The sequence below is a fragment of the Campylobacter concisus genome, assembly GCF_902460705.1.
Lineage (GTDB): Bacteria > Campylobacterota > Campylobacteria > Campylobacterales > Campylobacteraceae > Campylobacter_A > Campylobacter_A concisus_Z.
In genome coordinates, this window is record NZ_CABPUP010000005.1 from 83,372 (window position 1) to 99,429 (window position 16,058).

The 16,058-nt window shown below is 38.4% G+C and carries 17 protein-coding genes, 1 tRNA gene and 1 pseudogene; 9 read left to right on the forward strand and 10 right to left on the reverse strand.

Translation table 11 applies throughout. The features are described 5' to 3' along the window. Positions 1 to 50: 50 nt before the first annotated feature. The 4 genes and pseudogenes from F3G75_RS08025 (at position 51) to F3G75_RS08040 (ending at position 4,643) form a co-directional block, all read left to right on the forward strand. Entirely contained in the window at positions 51 to 458 is a 408-nt protein-coding gene (locus tag F3G75_RS08025; RefSeq protein WP_149717174.1) for a tetratricopeptide repeat protein, read from the forward strand. A 428-nt stretch (positions 459 to 886) separates the two neighbouring features. Then, complete coding sequence (locus F3G75_RS08030; RefSeq protein ID WP_149717175.1) at positions 887 to 1,939, forward strand: PepSY-associated TM helix domain-containing protein; 1,053 nt, start codon at positions 887 to 889, stop codon at positions 1,937 to 1,939. After that, a pseudogene (locus F3G75_RS08035) lies at positions 1,936 to 4,042 on the forward strand (TonB-dependent siderophore receptor). The gene F3G75_RS08030 and the pseudogene F3G75_RS08035 overlap by 4 nt, the downstream one beginning before the upstream one ends. A gap of 88 nt (positions 4,043 to 4,130) precedes the next feature. Continuing rightward, entirely contained in the window at positions 4,131 to 4,643 is a 513-nt protein-coding gene (locus F3G75_RS08040) for a chemotaxis protein (protein WP_149717176.1), read from the forward strand. On the opposite strand, the gene F3G75_RS09475 is transcribed toward F3G75_RS08040, so the two are convergent. The 8 genes from F3G75_RS09475 to F3G75_RS08070 all read right to left on the reverse strand — a co-directional run bounded on the left by F3G75_RS09475 (position 4,640) and on the right by F3G75_RS08070 (position 9,652). Beyond that, complete coding sequence (locus tag F3G75_RS09475; protein WP_223154375.1) at positions 4,640 to 5,005, reverse strand: hypothetical protein; 366 nt, start codon at positions 5,003 to 5,005, stop codon at positions 4,640 to 4,642. The genes F3G75_RS08040 and F3G75_RS09475 overlap by 4 nt on opposite strands. A gap of 9 nt (positions 5,006 to 5,014) precedes the next feature. Then, positions 5,015 to 5,404 carry a hypothetical protein gene (locus F3G75_RS09480; protein ID WP_223154376.1) on the reverse strand — a complete coding sequence of 130 codons (390 nt, stop codon included), beginning with the start codon at positions 5,402 to 5,404 and terminating at the stop codon, positions 5,015 to 5,017. Next, positions 5,341 to 5,616: a cation:proton antiporter domain-containing protein gene (locus tag F3G75_RS09530; protein ID WP_262481486.1), complete on the reverse strand. Its 276-nt coding sequence runs from the start codon at positions 5,614 to 5,616 to the stop codon at positions 5,341 to 5,343. Before F3G75_RS09530 ends, F3G75_RS09480 begins: the two co-directional genes overlap by 64 nt. Further along, the gene (locus F3G75_RS09485) at positions 5,588 to 6,205 is read right to left on the reverse strand and encodes a cation:proton antiporter domain-containing protein (protein WP_262481487.1); all 618 of its coding nucleotides are present in this window, start codon (positions 6,203 to 6,205) and stop codon (positions 5,588 to 5,590) included. Before F3G75_RS09485 ends, F3G75_RS09530 begins: the two co-directional genes overlap by 29 nt. Before the next feature lie 9 nt (positions 6,206 to 6,214). Then, positions 6,215 to 6,808: an NAD(P)H-binding protein gene (locus F3G75_RS08050; protein ID WP_149717177.1), complete on the reverse strand. Its 594-nt coding sequence runs from the start codon at positions 6,806 to 6,808 to the stop codon at positions 6,215 to 6,217. Between the two features lie 41 nt (positions 6,809 to 6,849). Continuing rightward, positions 6,850 to 6,937, reverse strand: a tRNA-Ser gene (locus tag F3G75_RS08055). 508 nt (positions 6,938 to 7,445) lie between these two features. Continuing rightward, positions 7,446 to 8,249 (reverse strand): M48 family metallopeptidase, encoded by an 804-nt coding sequence (locus F3G75_RS08065; RefSeq protein WP_149717178.1) that lies wholly within the window; start codon positions 8,247 to 8,249, stop codon positions 7,446 to 7,448. A 434-nt stretch (positions 8,250 to 8,683) separates the two neighbouring features. Continuing rightward, positions 8,684 to 9,652: a putative transporter gene (locus tag F3G75_RS08070; RefSeq protein ID WP_149717179.1), complete on the reverse strand. Its 969-nt coding sequence runs from the start codon at positions 9,650 to 9,652 to the stop codon at positions 8,684 to 8,686. A 108-nt stretch (positions 9,653 to 9,760) separates the two neighbouring features. Between F3G75_RS08070 and F3G75_RS08075 the strand changes: the two genes are divergently transcribed. Further along, positions 9,761 to 10,207, forward strand: a complete 447-nt coding sequence (locus F3G75_RS08075) for a DUF411 domain-containing protein (RefSeq protein ID WP_054197245.1) — start codon at positions 9,761 to 9,763, stop codon at positions 10,205 to 10,207. A 43-nt stretch (positions 10,208 to 10,250) separates the two neighbouring features. Here F3G75_RS08075 and F3G75_RS08080 read toward each other — a convergent pair whose 3' ends face one another. After that, positions 10,251 to 11,564 carry a sodium-dependent transporter gene (locus F3G75_RS08080; protein ID WP_149717180.1) on the reverse strand — a complete coding sequence of 438 codons (1,314 nt, stop codon included), beginning with the start codon at positions 11,562 to 11,564 and terminating at the stop codon, positions 10,251 to 10,253. Between the two features lie 201 nt (positions 11,565 to 11,765). Here F3G75_RS08080 and F3G75_RS08085 point away from each other — a divergent pair, with 201 nt between their 5' ends. The 3 genes from F3G75_RS08085 to F3G75_RS08095 all read left to right on the forward strand — a co-directional run bounded on the left by F3G75_RS08085 (position 11,766) and on the right by F3G75_RS08095 (position 14,735). Next, positions 11,766 to 13,076: a hemolysin family protein gene (locus tag F3G75_RS08085; protein WP_508610336.1), complete on the forward strand. Its 1,311-nt coding sequence runs from the start codon at positions 11,766 to 11,768 to the stop codon at positions 13,074 to 13,076. Positions 13,077 to 13,319: 243 nt separating this feature from the next. Continuing rightward, positions 13,320 to 14,165, forward strand: a complete 846-nt coding sequence (locus F3G75_RS08090; protein WP_084109802.1) for a fumarate hydratase — start codon at positions 13,320 to 13,322, stop codon at positions 14,163 to 14,165. A 9-nt stretch (positions 14,166 to 14,174) separates the two neighbouring features. After that, positions 14,175 to 14,735 (forward strand): Fe-S-containing hydro-lyase, encoded by a 561-nt coding sequence (locus F3G75_RS08095; RefSeq protein WP_149717182.1) that lies wholly within the window; start codon positions 14,175 to 14,177, stop codon positions 14,733 to 14,735. Positions 14,736 to 14,767: 32 nt separating this feature from the next. On the opposite strand, the gene cheQ is transcribed toward F3G75_RS08095, so the two are convergent. After that, complete coding sequence (cheQ, locus tag F3G75_RS08100) at positions 14,768 to 15,241, reverse strand: cheVAW transcriptional regulator CheQ (RefSeq protein WP_149717183.1); 474 nt, start codon at positions 15,239 to 15,241, stop codon at positions 14,768 to 14,770. Positions 15,242 to 15,337: 96 nt separating this feature from the next. Here cheQ and F3G75_RS08105 point away from each other — a divergent pair, with 96 nt between their 5' ends. Further along, complete coding sequence (locus F3G75_RS08105; protein ID WP_149717184.1) at positions 15,338 to 15,712, forward strand: RidA family protein; 375 nt, start codon at positions 15,338 to 15,340, stop codon at positions 15,710 to 15,712. Positions 15,713 to 16,058 lie beyond the last annotated feature (346 nt).

Consider the following 16,058-nt stretch of genomic DNA (forward strand, 5'->3'; position numbering starts at 1 on the left):
GTAATAGCTCCCTTTCCCCCAAAGGGAGCTAACTTCTTCCAAGGAAATTTATGAAAAAATCCATTTTATTTTTAGCATTTGCTCTTTTATCTTTGAATGCGAACTGGGATATAAATATGCAAGAGTGTATTAATAAAAGCAACATTAAAGCTTGCGAGAGTTTTACAAAAAAGCTTTCAAGTGAGTGTGAAAATAAAGATAAAATTTCTTGCTTTATCTATGCAGATATGCTAGGGCGTGGCCTTGGCATAGAAAAAGATACACAAAAATCTTTTGAGATATTTAAATCACTCTGTGATGATGGCAGAAGTGAAGCTTGCTATGAGCTAGCGACAAAGTATCTTCAAGGAAATGGCACTGAGCAAAGCTTTGATCTTTCTGCAAATGCTCTTGATAAGGCTTGCAAGATGGGCAGTAAACGAGCTTGCAATGTATTAGAGCTTGTGCCTAAAAATTAGCCTAATTTTATGCTCGCACTAATTAAAAGAAATTTCTTAAATGTAGCTTCTTTAAAGTTAAATTTACTTTAGTATTACTTGGAATTTCTTTTTTATTAACTAAAAATTTTATTAAAATTTATGCTTAAATAATACTATTTCATCGTCCTAAATGGACCCTCCTTTTTGTAACTGATAAGTCTTTGCTTCCCCCTTTTCTGGCTTTTCGTATACACAAAGAGGAGTTGTTTATTCTTTTAAAAATCAAATCTATTTATTTTTTTCAATTTACATTCTATAAAAATTTTTCTTTTTGAAATTATAATTGATAATAGTTTTAAATATTATCAAAGTAAATTTTGTATAAGATTGCGAGCTATTATCAAAACCTACTATTAAAAGGCTTTAAAACAAAGTGAAATTTCTAAATCAAAAATTTTTTTTATAAATTGCATACTTATTTATCTCTTTTATTTTTCATTCCACTTGCAGTAGTTTGTTTTAGCGGTGCGATCCTTGTTTATAAAGATGAGCTAAACAGCCTTCTTGCTCCAAATGTCGTAAATGTAAATTTAAACAAAGAAAATTTAAGCAAAAGGATCAGCTTTGATGAGCAAAGAGAGATCATCGCAAGCGAGCTTGGCGGCTACGAGATGGTCGGCATCAACATCGATGCAAACCCTAAAAAATGTGACAAAATTTGGTTGATCGAGCACAATGACAGTCAAAAAGAGTGGAAATTTATCTATTTTGACGCTTTTAGCGGTAAGATAAAGAGTGAGCCACTCGCACATGATGAGGGATTTTTTGGAGTTTTAACCGAGCTTCATGAGTCGCTATTTCTTGGGAAAATTGGTCACGTTATCCTTACTTTAACCGCTATTTTCACGTTTTTTATCTGCATAAGCGGTTTAGTGATTTATAAAAAATTTTGGCTGACACTACTTAGGCTTCGTGTAAATAGGCTAAATGTTTTTATGAGCGATATTCATAAAATGATAGGAATTTTTTCTACGCCTATTTTACTGCTCATTTGCGTAAGCGGTGTTTGGTGGGAATTTCAGATGATACGTACGCCAGAGTTTAAAAATGACTTTGTGATAGATGCAAAAATTTACAACAAAAGTTTATCCCTTGATGAGCTGGTGGCCAGCTCGAAAAAAGATATCAAAGGTTTCGAGCCACACTTCATCTCACTGCCTTTTATGCAAGGAGTAAATATACGCCTTTTTGGCTACGTAAAAGATCAAAATTTCTTGCATAACGAATATTCAAGCATATTAACTTACGATAAAGATAACGGCGAATTAGTAAGCATTTTGGACATAAAAAATGCAAATCTAAGTGATGAAATTCTCTCAGCATTTAGAAAATCGCACTTTGGTAACTACAACCAAATCACAAAATTTATCTGGTTTTTGGTTGGTATTTCACCGCTTATTTTGAGTATTTCAGGGCTTTATTTGTGGATTAAAAGAAACTTTAAAAGGAGAAGAAAATGAAAAAATTTTTAATTAGTTTGGTTGCATTAAATTTGATGCAACCTCAAATTTTTGCTAGCCAAAGCGATAAAATTTTAGAGGCAATCGATGTCGTAGAAAGCGAGCGAAGAGACGATGCAAACTACTTTGCAAAAGAGCTTGTAAAGAGTACAACTAGGTTAAATTTAACCTCTCGCCAAACGCCCCAGTCGCTAACTGTGCTAACAGAGGCCAGGCTAAAAGATCAAGGCATCAAGGACTATCAAGTGCTTCTTAGAAATATCCCGGGCGTCACGCTAAACAAATGGGACGAGCGCGTATATCCGACGGCTAGTGGCTTTAAGATAGATTATTACTTACTTGATTCGATGCCTAGTTTTGGCGGCTTTAGCCTTGGCGCAAATGATATGAGCTTGCTGCCTTATGAAAGAGTTGAGGTGGTAAAAGGGGCAAATGGCCTACTTGCAGGCGCTGGCAGCCCATCTGCAAGCTTAAATTTCATAAGAAAAAGAGCAGACTCAAAGGAGCTAAAAGGAAATTTTGGCATAAGTGCTGGCTCATACGATAGATACGGCGTAAATGGCGATGTGCAAATGCCTGTAAATGAGAGTGGAAGCGTCAGAGCGAGGCTATCTTTTATGCATGAGAAGTCGCACTCTTATATGGATTATTATAACCGCAAAATAGCGCGATTTATGGCGTAGTCTATAGCGACATAGGGATAACTCATGGCTTAGCCTTGGTGCGTTTTATCAAGAGCTAAGACGTCGCGGCGTTAGATGGGGCGGTATGCCAGCATTTTACACAGATGGCTCTAGGACAAATTTTAGTAAAAATGAAATTTTCTCTCAGCCTTGGACTAGGTGGGATATAAAGACGCTTGATTTTTACGCTGATTTCAAGCACTACTTTGAAAATGAAGCGAGCTTAAATTTAAGCTACTCATTTAGACGGGCAAACACTGACTCAAATCTACTCTACTACGGGGGAGCGGTAAATTTAGACGGTACTGGTAACATAGGTGATCTTAGCGTTTATGCAAACAAAAGAGAGGAGAACATCCACAACGTCGATGCGTATGCAAATATCCCTTATGAGCTAGCAAATTTATCCCATGAGTTTGTCTTTGGTGCGATGTATAACAACTATAAAAAAAGTAGCGATAAGGTAAGTAGCTACTGGTTGCAAAAGACCACGCCAGCAGGACTTGCTTATACAGCTAGAAGTAGGATAGACTTTAAAAATTTACACCTTGATGATCCAAAGCTACCTTACGAAGATCAAAACAATAAAGACAAAACGATACAAAAGGCATTTTACGCGGCAAATAAACTATCAATCACCGATGAGCTTAAATTTTTGCTAGGTGCCAGGGTGAGCTACTACAAATACGAGATCGAGGGTGGTAAAGGCAATAGAAATTTCACAAATGAGATCACACCATATCTTGGTGTCACTTACGACATCGGAGCAAACCACACTCTATATGCTAGCTACACGAGTATATTTAAACCTCAAACCGCAAAAGATGCAAATGACAAATATCTTGATCCTATCCAAGGCAAGGACTATGAAGTGGGCATCAAAGGCGAGTATCTTGACGGGGCGCTTCAAGCAAGTCTTGGCGTCTTTAAGATCGTGCAAGACAAGCTTGGCGTAAAGACTGGCAAGAAAAATCCAGCGACAAATGCCGACATATATGAAGCTGGCAAGGGCGTGACAAGTAAGGGTGTCGAGCTAGATCTAAACGGCGAGATCACTAAAAACTTAAGCCTAAGCTTTGGTGCAACGCACTTTAACGCAAAAGATGCCAAAGGTGAGAAGTATGCCACCGACTCATCAAGAAGCACGGCAAATTTATTTGCAAAGTATGAATTTAGGGACTTTAGAGTAGGAGCTGGAGCTATGTATAAGAGTAAAATTTACAAAGACGCAGATAAAATCACACAAAAAGGCTACACTTTGGCTAATTTAATGCTTGGTTATAAATTTGCTAAAAACTTTGACGTGCAGCTGAATATCGACAATCTATTTAATAAAAAATACTACGAGGGCATCGGCAAAAACATGATGGTTTATGGTGACCCACGCACATTTAATCTCAGCTTTAACTACAATTTTTAATCTAATTAAATCACCAGCTAAATAAGCTGGTGATAAATTTCAACTCCTAAAGTGTATAATTAGAAAAATATATTTTAGGATGAGTGTCATGTTTAAAGTAGAGGTTATTTATAAATTCTGTCTTGTTTTGGTTCTTATTTTAGGGCTTTGTATGCTCGCATTCTCTGGTGTAAATTTTGCGCTTGGCGAATATAATGAGTATCTATTAAATGCCCATAAAATCGCAGGATTTTTAATATTGCTTGCCGCAACACTTCACGTTATAAATCGTAGAAAGAAGCTAGTAAAACTAATAAATGAAACGACGGATGTGCTAACACGCAGTAAAAATCCAAGCATTTGCAATATGGACCGAATTATCGCCTCGCTCGAGCCATATAGCATAACTGAAATTTCGCAAATGTTGGGCTTTGACGAGGCTATTTTTTGCGAAACTTTACGTAAAAATGGAGTTAAATTTAATGACGCTAGCCAAACTCTACGCCAGATCGCAAGAATGAATGATGAAAAGATATTTTTCGTGCTAGTTCTTATAATCGAGGCGAAATTTGGCAAGAGATTTTGCGGTGCGGTAAGTTGCAATGTCGGAAGAAAATTTTAGTGCTCGCTATACTCCTGCCACCTTTGCTCCTCAAGGTCAATGTGGTATAAAAACGTCCTAATCACCTCTTCGTCGATCTTTGGATCTTTATTGAGCTCACAAAGTGCCTTTCTTTGCTCCTCTAAAATTTCAAAATAGGTCTGCCTGACCTTGTCGCTGATCTCGAAATTTTCACTCTCAAGCTTGAAATTCCAAACTTCTTTGAGTTTCTGAAACAAGAAATTCTCCTCATTGCAAAATTTCTCGCTTTGAAATTTAAGCGAAGCCTCGGCAAGCACCTTTTTGATCTTGATCCTTGCAAGTTCATTTGGCATATGGTCGTTAAAGTCTGGAAATTTCACACTTTTTATGAGCAGTGGCAAGCTTAAGCCCTAAACTACGAGCGTTAGCAAGATCACTACGAAGGTGATAAACAAGATAAGGTCTCTGTGCGGAAAGGGATCGCTACCGGCCATGGCAGGGATAGAAAGTGCCGCATCCAGCGAGACTACGCCCCTCATGCCAGCCCAGCCAACTATAAACGGCGTCGCTTTACCTGGATTGCGATCGTCCGCCACGCTGATAAAACGCTTCATAAACATCGTGATATAAACGGCTCCGTATGATGCCAAAAGCCTAATGACGATGAGCACGGCAGTGACCAAAACGCCGTAAAAGATCGCCTCAAAGAGCGAGACACCGCTACGCTTTAGCCCTGCTAAAATTTCAGGCAGATCAAGGTAAAAGCAAGGCCATTTAGCAAGAAAATGAAGTTGTTCCAAACTGGCATCGCGTGGATCCTTGTTGAAGCGGTGAAAATTTCATTTCTTTTAGTTGAGAGGTAAAGTCCGCCACAAACCACCGCCAAAACGCCGCTAGCACCTAGCTCCTCAGCCAAGATATACATGATATAAGGCGTCGTGATCGTCATTATCGTGTCGCTGTTTTCGTCAGTTGGCAAAATTTTATGTAAAAAATAAGCCGCAAATGCCACCACAAGACCTGCCAAAACGCCACCAGCCACCATCCATAAAAAAGGTCGTTGCCGCCTTGTACCAGACAAACTGCCCAGTCGTCACTGCAACTGCGGCGAAGCGAAAGATGATGAGCGAGGAGGCGTCATTTAAAAGGCTCTCGCCTTCTAAAATAGCGCTGATCCTGCGTGGGGCTTTGACAAATTTAAGGATAGCTGCCGTGCTCACCGCATCTGGTGGCGAGACGATGGCTCCTAGCATGAAGCCAAGGGCGAGCGAGAAGCCGGGGATAACTAAATTTGCTATCAAAGCAACCGCTGCCGCGCTTATGAAAACCACGATAAAGGCGAAACTGCCAATCACTCGGCGCCATTTATAGAGCTCTTTTAGCGAGTTTGCCCACGCAGCCTCATAAAGAAGTGGCGGCAAAAATATGATGAAAATAAGCTCGGGATCGATCTTAATGCTTGGCAAATTTGGCACAAAGCTAATGGCAAGCCCGCCAAGGACTAATAGCACCGGATAGGCGACCTTTAGGTGGTTTGAGACCATCACCAAAGCGATGATGATAGCTAGCAAAGCCAAAAATAGCAGTAAATGCTCAATCATTTTTGTCCTTTAAATTTCTTTTTTATTGATGCCTAGGCTATCTTTTATGCCAAAGCTATCAACTAGACATCTTTTGACCAAATTTGCGATAGATTTTCTTGAAATTTGGGCATTTTCGTTTTTAAATTTCTCACCTTTTGCCCAGCTCGTGACCTCGTAGTCTATCTCATCGGCTTTGCTAAACCATTGCGGACGTATCAGCGTGTAGTCAAGGCCGGAGTTTTCTATGATCTTGGCTGAGTTTATGTATGAGCTTGGGGCGCGCGCGCCGCTAGGGACTTCACCGGCGTAAATGCCATAAGAGGTGATCCAAACCACCCTTTTGACCCCAGACTTTTTCATGGCGCTAACTAGCGTGCTAGCCATCATCTCAAGGGAGCCAGCAAGCCCTGCATAGACGGCATTTACGCCACTTAAAGCCTCTACTAGCCTAGCCTCATCCTCGGCATCACCTTGCATTAGCTCGGTGCTGTCACTTTTAAATTTTTCTAACTTTTTGATATCTCTGGCATATAGACGTAAATTTACGCTATCTACGCGCAAGAGCTCCTCTATGACGTATCCACCGAGGCTTCCGCTAGCGCCCAATAGTAAAATTTTCATACCTCTTCCTCAAAACTAAGTAAATTTGATAGGTTTAAAAATGGCGGGTAGAGAGAGATTCGAACTCTCGGTGAGTTGCCCCACACACGCGTTCCAGGCGTGCTCCTTAAACCGCTCGGACATCTACCCAAGAAGAAGGTGATTATATCTTTATTTGCTTAATGCTTGGCTTTTAGAGCTTTAGCCCCAAGATAACGACATCTTTGTACTCATTATCCATCAGACAAATGCTGGGCAGTTCACCCCATTTTTCAAAGCCAAATTTTAAAAATAGCCCAATATTTGCTTTGTTCTCACTAAATATTAAAGCGATAATATTTTTTAAATTTAGCCTTCTAGCTTCATCTAGACTTTGACTTAAAAGCTACTTACCAATGCCAAGTCAAGAGCCTTTTTAGCGACATATATGCTTATCTATGCGCTTATATCGTAAGCGATCTTGGGATTAAAATCACTAAGCAAAACACCAGCCTAAAATTTCACCATTTTCTTTATAGACAAAGATTAAGCAAGAGTTGTTGTGAGCTTTAACCCAGGGCTCTCGCTAACTAGCCGAATATCAGCAGTCGTAGTTTTTTAAAATGTACTAGTTAGAAATTTGAGCAACTATTTCAAGATCGCTCAAATTTTTTGAAGCCTAGCCTCTTTTGGTAGCTTGATAGACTGGCTCAAGCTTTGCTGCGATCTCTTTTAGATCTTTTATCCTACTCTCGTTTGATGGGTGTGTGCTTAAAATTTCAGGCACCTTTCCACCACTCATCTTGCTCATTTTTACCCAGACTTCGACTGCTTCTTTTGGGTCGTATCCAGCTCTTGCCATTAGCTCAGTACCGATGTGATCAGCCTCAGTCTCGTGTGAGCGAGAAAATGGCTTCATGATTGTATATTCACTAGCTATATTTAAAGCATTTACTGCAAAATCACCAAGACCAGTAATAGTTGCTAGTAAAACAATACCGATATTTTTTGCCTGATCAGCACTCGCTTGCTCCCTGCTGTGCTCTCTAAGCGCGTGAGCGATCTCGTGTCCCATAACCGCTGCTAGCTGCGCGTCTGTTAAATTTAGCCTTTTTATAATGCCACTATAAACTACGATCCTGCCACCTGGCATACACCAAGCATTTAGTGTATCTTCATTAATGACATTTACTTGCCACTTCCATTTTAGAGCGTCATCCCTAAAAACGCCAGTTTGAGCGATGAGCCTTTTAGCGATATCTTGAATCCTTTTTGTAAGGATTGGATCAACATTTAGCTCGCCTTTGCTTCTAGCAGCTGTTAGCGTCTTGACGTAAGCTTGAGCTGAGCTTTGCTCCATTACTTCGGAAGATATTGCCATAAACTGACCACGATCAGCACCCACGGCGCCCGACTTTGTGACGCTCGTACAGCCTACAAAAAGTAAGCTAATGGCTAATAATGTAAGTAAAATCTTTTTCATTTTTATCCTTTGTGGATTAAAATTTGTCGTATTATAGCCTGAGTTGGATATGTATTGTTAAATGAGGGGGAAATTTAATTTTTGGAGCTAAAACGGCTTGTAAAATTTAAAATTTGCTCGAAATTTATCTGAGTATGAACCGCATGCGGTGCGAAGTACTAAAGCATGCTATCTCTAATTTATGAGGGGTTAGGAGATTGTTAAAAAAAAAAGGGGGGGGACGACTTTGTAATTCAATCCTCTTCCCTTTGACAAAGAAACAAATATTAAATTTAATGAGATTGCTTTACAAATTTTAAAATTCCATTCACTCGCAAGAATTGACTACTAAAATCTTGGCTTCGCTTATAGCTTAGCTCAAATTTTAGAGCCGAAATTACTCGCTCATGAAATTTTAAAATTTACTAGAGTTTATTTGGTATGTAAATTTACGCCTATGCCTTATAGTTTATATTTCTCTCAAATTCTCTCAAACGTTTATTTACAGATCTTAACTCTGTTATTGTCGTCCAGTTATCGATAAAGACGCTAAAACTCTCTCTAACTTGAGAAAAAGCGTTGCTAGCTTGTATAAGCACACCAAGCGTTATAACGCCGCTAAATAGGCCATTTCCCATGATGATATAAGGTACGATGACAAGAATTTGTGAAAAAGAGATAAGCCAGAGATTAAAGTAGCCATAATGCAAAAATAGCTTGTAGTAGTTTAGCTTGACACCTGTAAAAAGTTCTAGCATGACGTTTGGCCCGCAAAATTTAACCTTATCATCTTCGCCGTAAACCAGCTCTTTTCTAAATGCTGCCTCTGCTTTTTGGTTGTTATACTCAAGGTGTGGTAGCTTAATGCCTACAAACCACGATACGATAAGGCCTCCGATGCTAATTATTAGTGCGATATAGACTAGCGAACCTTCAATGTCTTTGATGTAAGGCAAGCTCACGCTCTTACTTAGCTCCCAAAGTACAGGAATGAAAGCGATAAGTGTCATGATCGCCCTTAAAACTTGTACGCCAAGGCTTTCCATTATTTTGGCAAAGCGGTAGACATCTTCTTGGATACGCTGCGAGCTACCTTCGATGTCACTTTTGCAGTTTTGCCAAAATTTTAGATATCTAAACGTCATCGCCTCCCTCCAGCGAAAGACCCAGTGGCTCGCAAAGAACGATATCACCGTGCTAGCTACGACGTAAGGCATAACAAGCTTTATGAAATTTAATATCTCTCGCCAAAGCTCACTTACATTGTGATCCTTTGAGTTTTGCACGATGTCGTAGAAATTTTTATACCACTCGTTTATACGGACGTTTAGATGCGTTTGATAGACAAGAAGTAAGATGATAAATATCGCTCCGCCATAAGCCCAGAGTGCCCATTTTTTATCTTTAAAAAATGATGAAAACATAAAGTGCCTTTTGTAAATTTTGGCGAATTATAGCAAGCAATATTAAGCATTTATATAAAATTTAAATGCGAGCTATATCATTTTGCAAATTTTACGTAAAGGAAAATGATGAAGAAATTAGCATTTTTGGCTCTTGGCTTTTTTGCAACACTTGCATTTGCGGCTGATATGAAGGTCTATAAAAGCCCAACTTGTGGATGTTGTACTAGCTGGGGTGAGGCGATGCAAAAGGCTGGATTTAGCGAAGAGGTCATAAAAGTAGATGATATAGCTAAAGTTAAGAAAGAATTTAACGTGCCGCTAGAGCTTTCAAGCTGCCATACAGCAATTATCGATGGATACATCATAGAAGGCCATGTTCCAGCCGATGAGGTAAAGCGCCTACTAGAGCTTAAACCAAAAGACGTAGTTGGTATCGCAGTACCTGGCATGCCGATGGAGAGTCAAGGTATGGAGCAAGGCAGTAAAGCTGAGCAATACGATGTTATTTTATTTAAAAAAGATGGCTCACAAGAAATTTTTGCCACTTATATTGGCACAAAAAAACTAAGATAACTTCAAAAATTTTTAAATTTAGCTCATTTTTGGTGAGCTAAATTTAAAAAGAAATTCCCTTACTTACGGCTATGATACAAAGTAAAAATGTTAGCGGAACGTAGATAAATTTGCCTACAAAATACCAGAAATTACTATAAGATTTATTTGCTCCAGAATTTATCTCGTCTAAAATTTCTTCTTTTTTAATAATCCAAAACCAAGAAATAGCACCGATTACCGCGCCGATTGGAATAATATAGATCGACACAAAGTCCATCCAAGGTCCCCAACTGCTAATAGGCTCCATAAATGCTCCTATGCCAAAGCAAACTGCACAAAGTAGCGTGAGTGTCCAAAATCTACTAAGAAACGGAAATTTATGCATTAGTGACTCGGCGACTACTTCAAACATATTTTGAAGTGAAGTGATACCGCCAAAGATAACAGCTGTAAATAAAATAATGGCAAAAATTTGTCCACCGATCATGTTTTGTAAAATTTTTGGAAGCGTTACAAAAAGTAGCTTTGGACCTTCGGCTGGATCCATAGCATAGGCAAAGACCGCTGGGATCATAACAAGAGCCGCCACAAGAGCTGCAATAGTATCAAAAAAGGCCGTTGTTTTAGCACTTTCAACGATATCTTCGTCTTTTGAAAGGTAAGCTCCATAAACTATCATGCCAGATCCTGTGATAGAGAGCGAGAAAAAGGCTTGGCCCATCGCAGAAACCCATACCATCGGGTCCGCAAGCTTACTAAAGTCAGGAATAAAAAGGAATTTATATCCATCAAATGCATTTGGTAGCATCGCGACATTTATAGCCAAAATGCTAAACAATACGAAAAACAGTGGCATCATTATTTGATTTGTTTTTTCGATACTTTTTGCCCCAAAAAATAGTGTAAGAAGCGTGCCAACAACGATAATAAAATGATAAGGCAAGACTGAGTAGTCTTGAAGTGCAAATGAGTTAAACCAAACGTTCGTATCAACGCTCATAAATGAGCCAGTAAGTGCCTGAGTAAGGGCTTTTAGTACGTAGGCGATGATGACTGCGTAGCCGATGGCTATACAAAGTGAGCCAGCAAGCGGAAGCCAGCCAATAATACTGCCAAATACACCTAAATTTCTACTTTGCCAAGCATATTTATATGATCCAAGCGTACCAGTCTTTGCTCGTCTGCCGATCGCATACTCCGCACTTAGACCAACGTATGAAAAAAGAGCTATGAAAAAAACATAGATGAGTAAAAACGCTGCACCGCCATTTGTGCCAAGTTTGTAAGGAAAGCCCCAGACGTTTGCCATGCCAACTGCTGATCCAACACAGGCCAATATAAATGCCCAGCGCGATGAAAAATTCTTTTTGCTCATTGTAAAATCCATAAATTTAGTGATGAAAATAATGTTATCAAAATATGATTTAAGAACTTTTTATAAATCTTAAATTTAAGAAATGTTGTTACTTTTGAGCGCGATTAATTTGACCGCTAAATATAAATTCGCTATAATCAGGCAAAAATTTTTAACTCTTAAGGATCATAATTGAACCCCAGTAGCGATAATTCGCTTTTAATGGTAATACTTGCCATTATATTCATTTTACTAAACGCATTTTTTGTTTTATCAGAATTTTCTCTTGTTAAAGTTCGTAAGTCTAGACTTGAAGAGCTTATCAAAGAGAAAAAGCCAAATGCTCAGCTTGCTTTTGAGATGTCAAACAAGCTTGATACTTATCTTAGTGCCACTCAGCTTGGCATCACACTAAGCTCACTTGCTCTTGGTTGGATCGGTGAGCCAGCGGTTGCAAGACTTATAGAAGCTCCACTTAAAAATTTCTTCAACTTTAGCGACATATTAGTTCATACGGTTGGTTTTGCGATTGCATTTACGCTTATTACGTTACTTCATGTTGTAATGGGCGAGCTTGTGCCAAAGTCAGTTGCTATCGCAAAGGCTGAGACTTCAGTGTTAAAAATCGCTCGTCCACTTCACTTTTTCTGGGTGCTATTTTCACCTGTAATTAAGCTTTTTGATATTTTAGCGACCATTGGACTTAAAATTTTAGGTATCCAGCCAGCTAAAGAGAATGAGCTAGCGCATTCTGAAGAAGAGATAAAAATCATCGTTGGCGAGAGCTTAAAGGGTGGCGTGCTTGATAGTTTTGAGACTGAGATCATTAAAAATGCAGTTGATTTTAGTGACACAGTCGCAAAAGAGATCATGACGCCAAGGCGCGATATGATCTGCATAAATAAACAAAAGAGTTTTGAGGAGAATTTACAAGTTGTATTTGAGTCAAAATACACTCGCTTTCCTTATATAGACGGCTCAAAAGATATTATTTTGGGCATGATACACATTAGAGATATTTTACAGCTTCACTTTAGTAAAGACAAAGAGAAGAGTTTTGACTCAATTGTTCGTAAATTTGTCATCGTACCTGAGAGCCTTTCTATTTCAAAAGTGCTTGTAATGATGAATAAAGAGCAAATTTCAGCTGCACTCGTAGTTGATGAGTATGGCGGCACAGCCGGACTTCTTACGATGGAAGATATAATGGAAGAGGTTCTTGGTGATTTTAATGACGAGCACGATGAAGTCGATCAACACTACAAAAAGATAAATGACAATATTTACGAATTTCAAGGCAGATACGATCTAGAGAGCGTTGAAGAGGTTCTTGGTATAAGCTTTGATGAAGAGACAGATCAAGTTACAATCGGTGGATATGTCTTCAACTTAATCGGTCGTTTGCCAGTTGTGGGCGATAAGATCGAGGACGAAAACTGCTACTACGAAGTAAGAAAGATGGATGGAGCTAGCATATCACGAGTCAAAGTTAGAAAAAAGATAAAAAATGAAGAGGATAGCATTCAATCTTAAATTTATATATTTATGGCTTAAATAAGCCATGTTATGTAAATTTCTATCAATATTGTGATGCTCTAGGCTCAGTTTCACCATCCGCTTATTTCATTAAATTTTTATTTTAGATAAGTCTTCTAGTTGTAGTCAAGCAAAATAAACTCATATAAATTTTTCGAGTAGATATCCAGCAGTAAAATTTAATCTTAAATTTTAAATATAGTTAATATAATTAAAAATTGTTTTTTACGAGGAGTAAAGATGAGAATAATAAATGTAAAAGATATAAGAGAAGTCGTTGCCAAGCTTTGCAAACAGGCCTGTTATGTCGTGACGCCAGATTTAAAAGCTGCTTTTACAAAGGCTCAAAGTAGCGAAAGCTCGTCACTAGGCAAAGACATTTTGGGTAAAATTTTACAAAATGCTAAGCTTGCAGAAGAGGGTGTTGCGCCTATCTGCCAAGACACCGGTATGACGGTTGTTTTCGTGCAGATCGGCCAAGATGTGCATATTGAGGGTGGATATATTGAAGATGCGATAAATGAGGGTATTGCGGAAGGCTACATTGAGGGCTACCTAAGAAAGTCAGTCGTGGCTGAGCCACTCTTTGAGAGAAAAAATACCACAAACAACACTCCAGCTGTCATTCATACTAGAATCGTGCCAGGAGATAAGCTAAAGATAAAAGTAGCTCCAAAAGGTTTTGGTAGTGAGAATAAATCAGTTTTAAAAATGCTTGTACCAGCTGATGGTATAGAAGGTGTAAAAAAAGTCTTTTTAGAGGCTGTAAAATACGCTGGACCAAATGCCTGTCCTCCACTAACAATAGGCGTTGGCATAGGCGGTACGATGGATAAGGCAGCACTTTTGGCAAAAGAAGCAGCAGTTCGTTCAGTCGATAGTAAAAATTCTGATCCAAGATATGCCAAATTAGAAGACGAGTTACTAGAGCTTGCTTGTAAAACTGGCGTTGGTCCTCAAGGACTTGGTGGTGATACTACTGCTGTTAAAGTAAATGTCGAGTGGTATCCAACTCACATAGCGGGTCTTCCTGTTGCTATAAACATCAACTGTCACGCTGCACGCCACGCAGATGCCGAGCTTTAAGGAGAAAAAATGTCAGAAGTAAAAAGAATAACAGTACCATTTGATAAAGAGGTGGTAAAAAGCCTAAGAGCAGGCGACAACGTCCTAATATCAGGCACTATCATAGCGGCTCGTGACGCTGCACATAAGGCACTTACTGAAACATTGGCACGCGGCGAAAAACTACCAGTTGAACTAAAGGGTGAGACTATCTACTATGTTGGACCAACTCCAGCCAAGCCAAATCAAGCTATCGGCGCAGCAGGCCCAACAACAAGTGGCAGAATGGATAAATACACCCCAACCATGATAAATGAAGTTGGTATAAATGGTATGATCGGTAAAGGCTACAGGAGTGACACAGTAGTCGAGGCTATGAAAAAATCATGCTGTGTTTATATGGTTGCTATCGGTGGTATCGGAGCGCTCATTAGCCAAAGTATCAAAAAATATGAAGTGCTAGCTTATCCAGAACTAGGACCGGAAGCAGTTGCTAGGCTTACAGTTGAGGATTTCCCAGCAATAGTTGCCATTGACTGCGAAGGTAATAACTTCTATGAAGTCGGTCAAGCACCTTACAAAAAGATATAAATTTATCCCGCTAGCAAGCTAGCTAGCGGACTTTAGTAATATCCAAGACACATCGTTTCAGTTAATTTTATGCGTTTTTCAAATGGAGCAGGTGAGAAAAATTTACACTTTTCAATGTAAATTCTATAAGAATAGCTAAGATTAAAATCATCATAAAATTTCTTCAAGTCTATAAATTTGATACCGCAAATCTCATAAATTTTAAAGAGCTCGTAGATCTTAGAGCCATTTTTTGCTACAAGATGAGAAGGAGCAAGCGAGGTAAAAGAGCAAAATACGCCTGTTGGAATAAGTCCATTCAAAGGTGTGCAGGTTTTTATAATGTTTTGAAATTTGGCTGGAATGCTATTTTTTCTAAGAAAAACTATTCTTGAGTTTTCAAATTTTGCGCTTATGACATTTTTCCAAAAAAGATAAGCATTTGATGAGATGCCGGCTTTTTTAGCTAACTCAGCACCGAGTACATAATCATCTAAAAACTCATTTGGTGCGAGTATATTTTGCATCTTCATCCTTTTGAAATTTTGTCCATTATAGCTTTTGGAGACTAAAAATTTAGAAAATTTATAGTAGGATTTTTAAAAATTTCAAAAGGAGAAAATATGAAAAAACAAATCTCAACAAAAAATGCTCCACAAGCGATTGGACCATATTCTCAAGCTATTAGCTCAAATGGATTTTTATTTATCTCAGGTCAGCTTGGTGTCACACCAGCGGGTGAGTTTGCAAGTAGTAGCGTAGAAGCTCAAGCTGAGCAATCTCTTGAAAATTTAAAAAATATCTTGGCTGAAGCAGGACTTAATTTTGATAATGTCATAAAGACTACAATATTTCTAGCAGATATGGGAGATTTTGCTAAAGTAAATACTGTGTATGCTAAATTTTTTAAAGAGCCTTATCCTGCTAGAAGTACAGTAGCTGTTAAGACCTTGCCAAAAGACGCACTTGTAGAAATAGAGCTTATCGCGGCTTATTAATAGATATTGTGTAAAAGTTCACATAATTTAATGCTTAATTATAATGGAGAGCAAAAACTCTCCAAATTTATACTTCAAAAACTAAACCCTATAAACCTATAATAGAAATACATGCTTTAAAATTTTAAAGCGCCTAATAAAATTTTCTCAAATTCCCTAAATATTTCAACTATCTTTAAGTATTGCTCGTATATAATTCCAGCTCACGAAACGAGAAACCACCTTTAACTTCATTGGTTAATAAAGCCTTTTCTTTTTATCGTTGTTCTTTTAACTTACAATTGTTAAACTATTAGTCAATCTTTGAAATCTAAACAAGTGATCGATTGAGCCAGTCTATTATGAT

Bases quoted from the DNA above. Each gene is read 5' to 3' on its own strand.
- F3G75_RS08025 (WP_149717174.1), top strand. From the start codon at position 51: ATGAAAAAATCCATTTTATTTTTAGCATTTGCTCTTTTATCTTTGAAT.
- F3G75_RS08040 (WP_149717176.1), top strand. From the start codon at position 4,131: ATGTTTAAAGTAGAGGTTATTTATAAATTCTGTCTTGTTTTGGTTCTT.
- F3G75_RS09485 (WP_262481487.1), bottom strand. From the start codon at position 6,205: ATGATTGAGCATTTACTGCTATTTTTGGCTTTGCTAGCTATCATCATC.
- F3G75_RS08050 (WP_149717177.1), bottom strand. From the start codon at position 6,808: ATGAAAATTTTACTATTGGGCGCTAGCGGAAGCCTCGGTGGATACGTC.
- F3G75_RS08065 (WP_149717178.1), bottom strand. From the start codon at position 8,249: ATGAAAAAGATTTTACTTACATTATTAGCCATTAGCTTACTTTTTGTA.
- F3G75_RS08070 (WP_149717179.1), bottom strand. From the start codon at position 9,652: ATGTTTTCATCATTTTTTAAAGATAAAAAATGGGCACTCTGGGCTTAT.
- F3G75_RS08075 (WP_054197245.1), top strand. From the start codon at position 9,761: ATGAAGAAATTAGCATTTTTGGCTCTTGGCTTTTTTGCAACACTTGCA.
- F3G75_RS08080 (WP_149717180.1), bottom strand. From the start codon at position 11,564: ATGAGCAAAAAGAATTTTTCATCGCGCTGGGCATTTATATTGGCCTGT.
- F3G75_RS08085 (WP_508610336.1), top strand. From the start codon at position 11,766: ATGGTAATACTTGCCATTATATTCATTTTACTAAACGCATTTTTTGTT.
- F3G75_RS08090 (WP_084109802.1), top strand. From the start codon at position 13,320: ATGAGAATAATAAATGTAAAAGATATAAGAGAAGTCGTTGCCAAGCTT.
- F3G75_RS08095 (WP_149717182.1), top strand. From the start codon at position 14,175: ATGTCAGAAGTAAAAAGAATAACAGTACCATTTGATAAAGAGGTGGTA.
- cheQ (WP_149717183.1), bottom strand. From the start codon at position 15,241: ATGCAAAATATACTCGCACCAAATGAGTTTTTAGATGATTATGTACTC.
- F3G75_RS08105 (WP_149717184.1), top strand. From the start codon at position 15,338: ATGAAAAAACAAATCTCAACAAAAAATGCTCCACAAGCGATTGGACCA.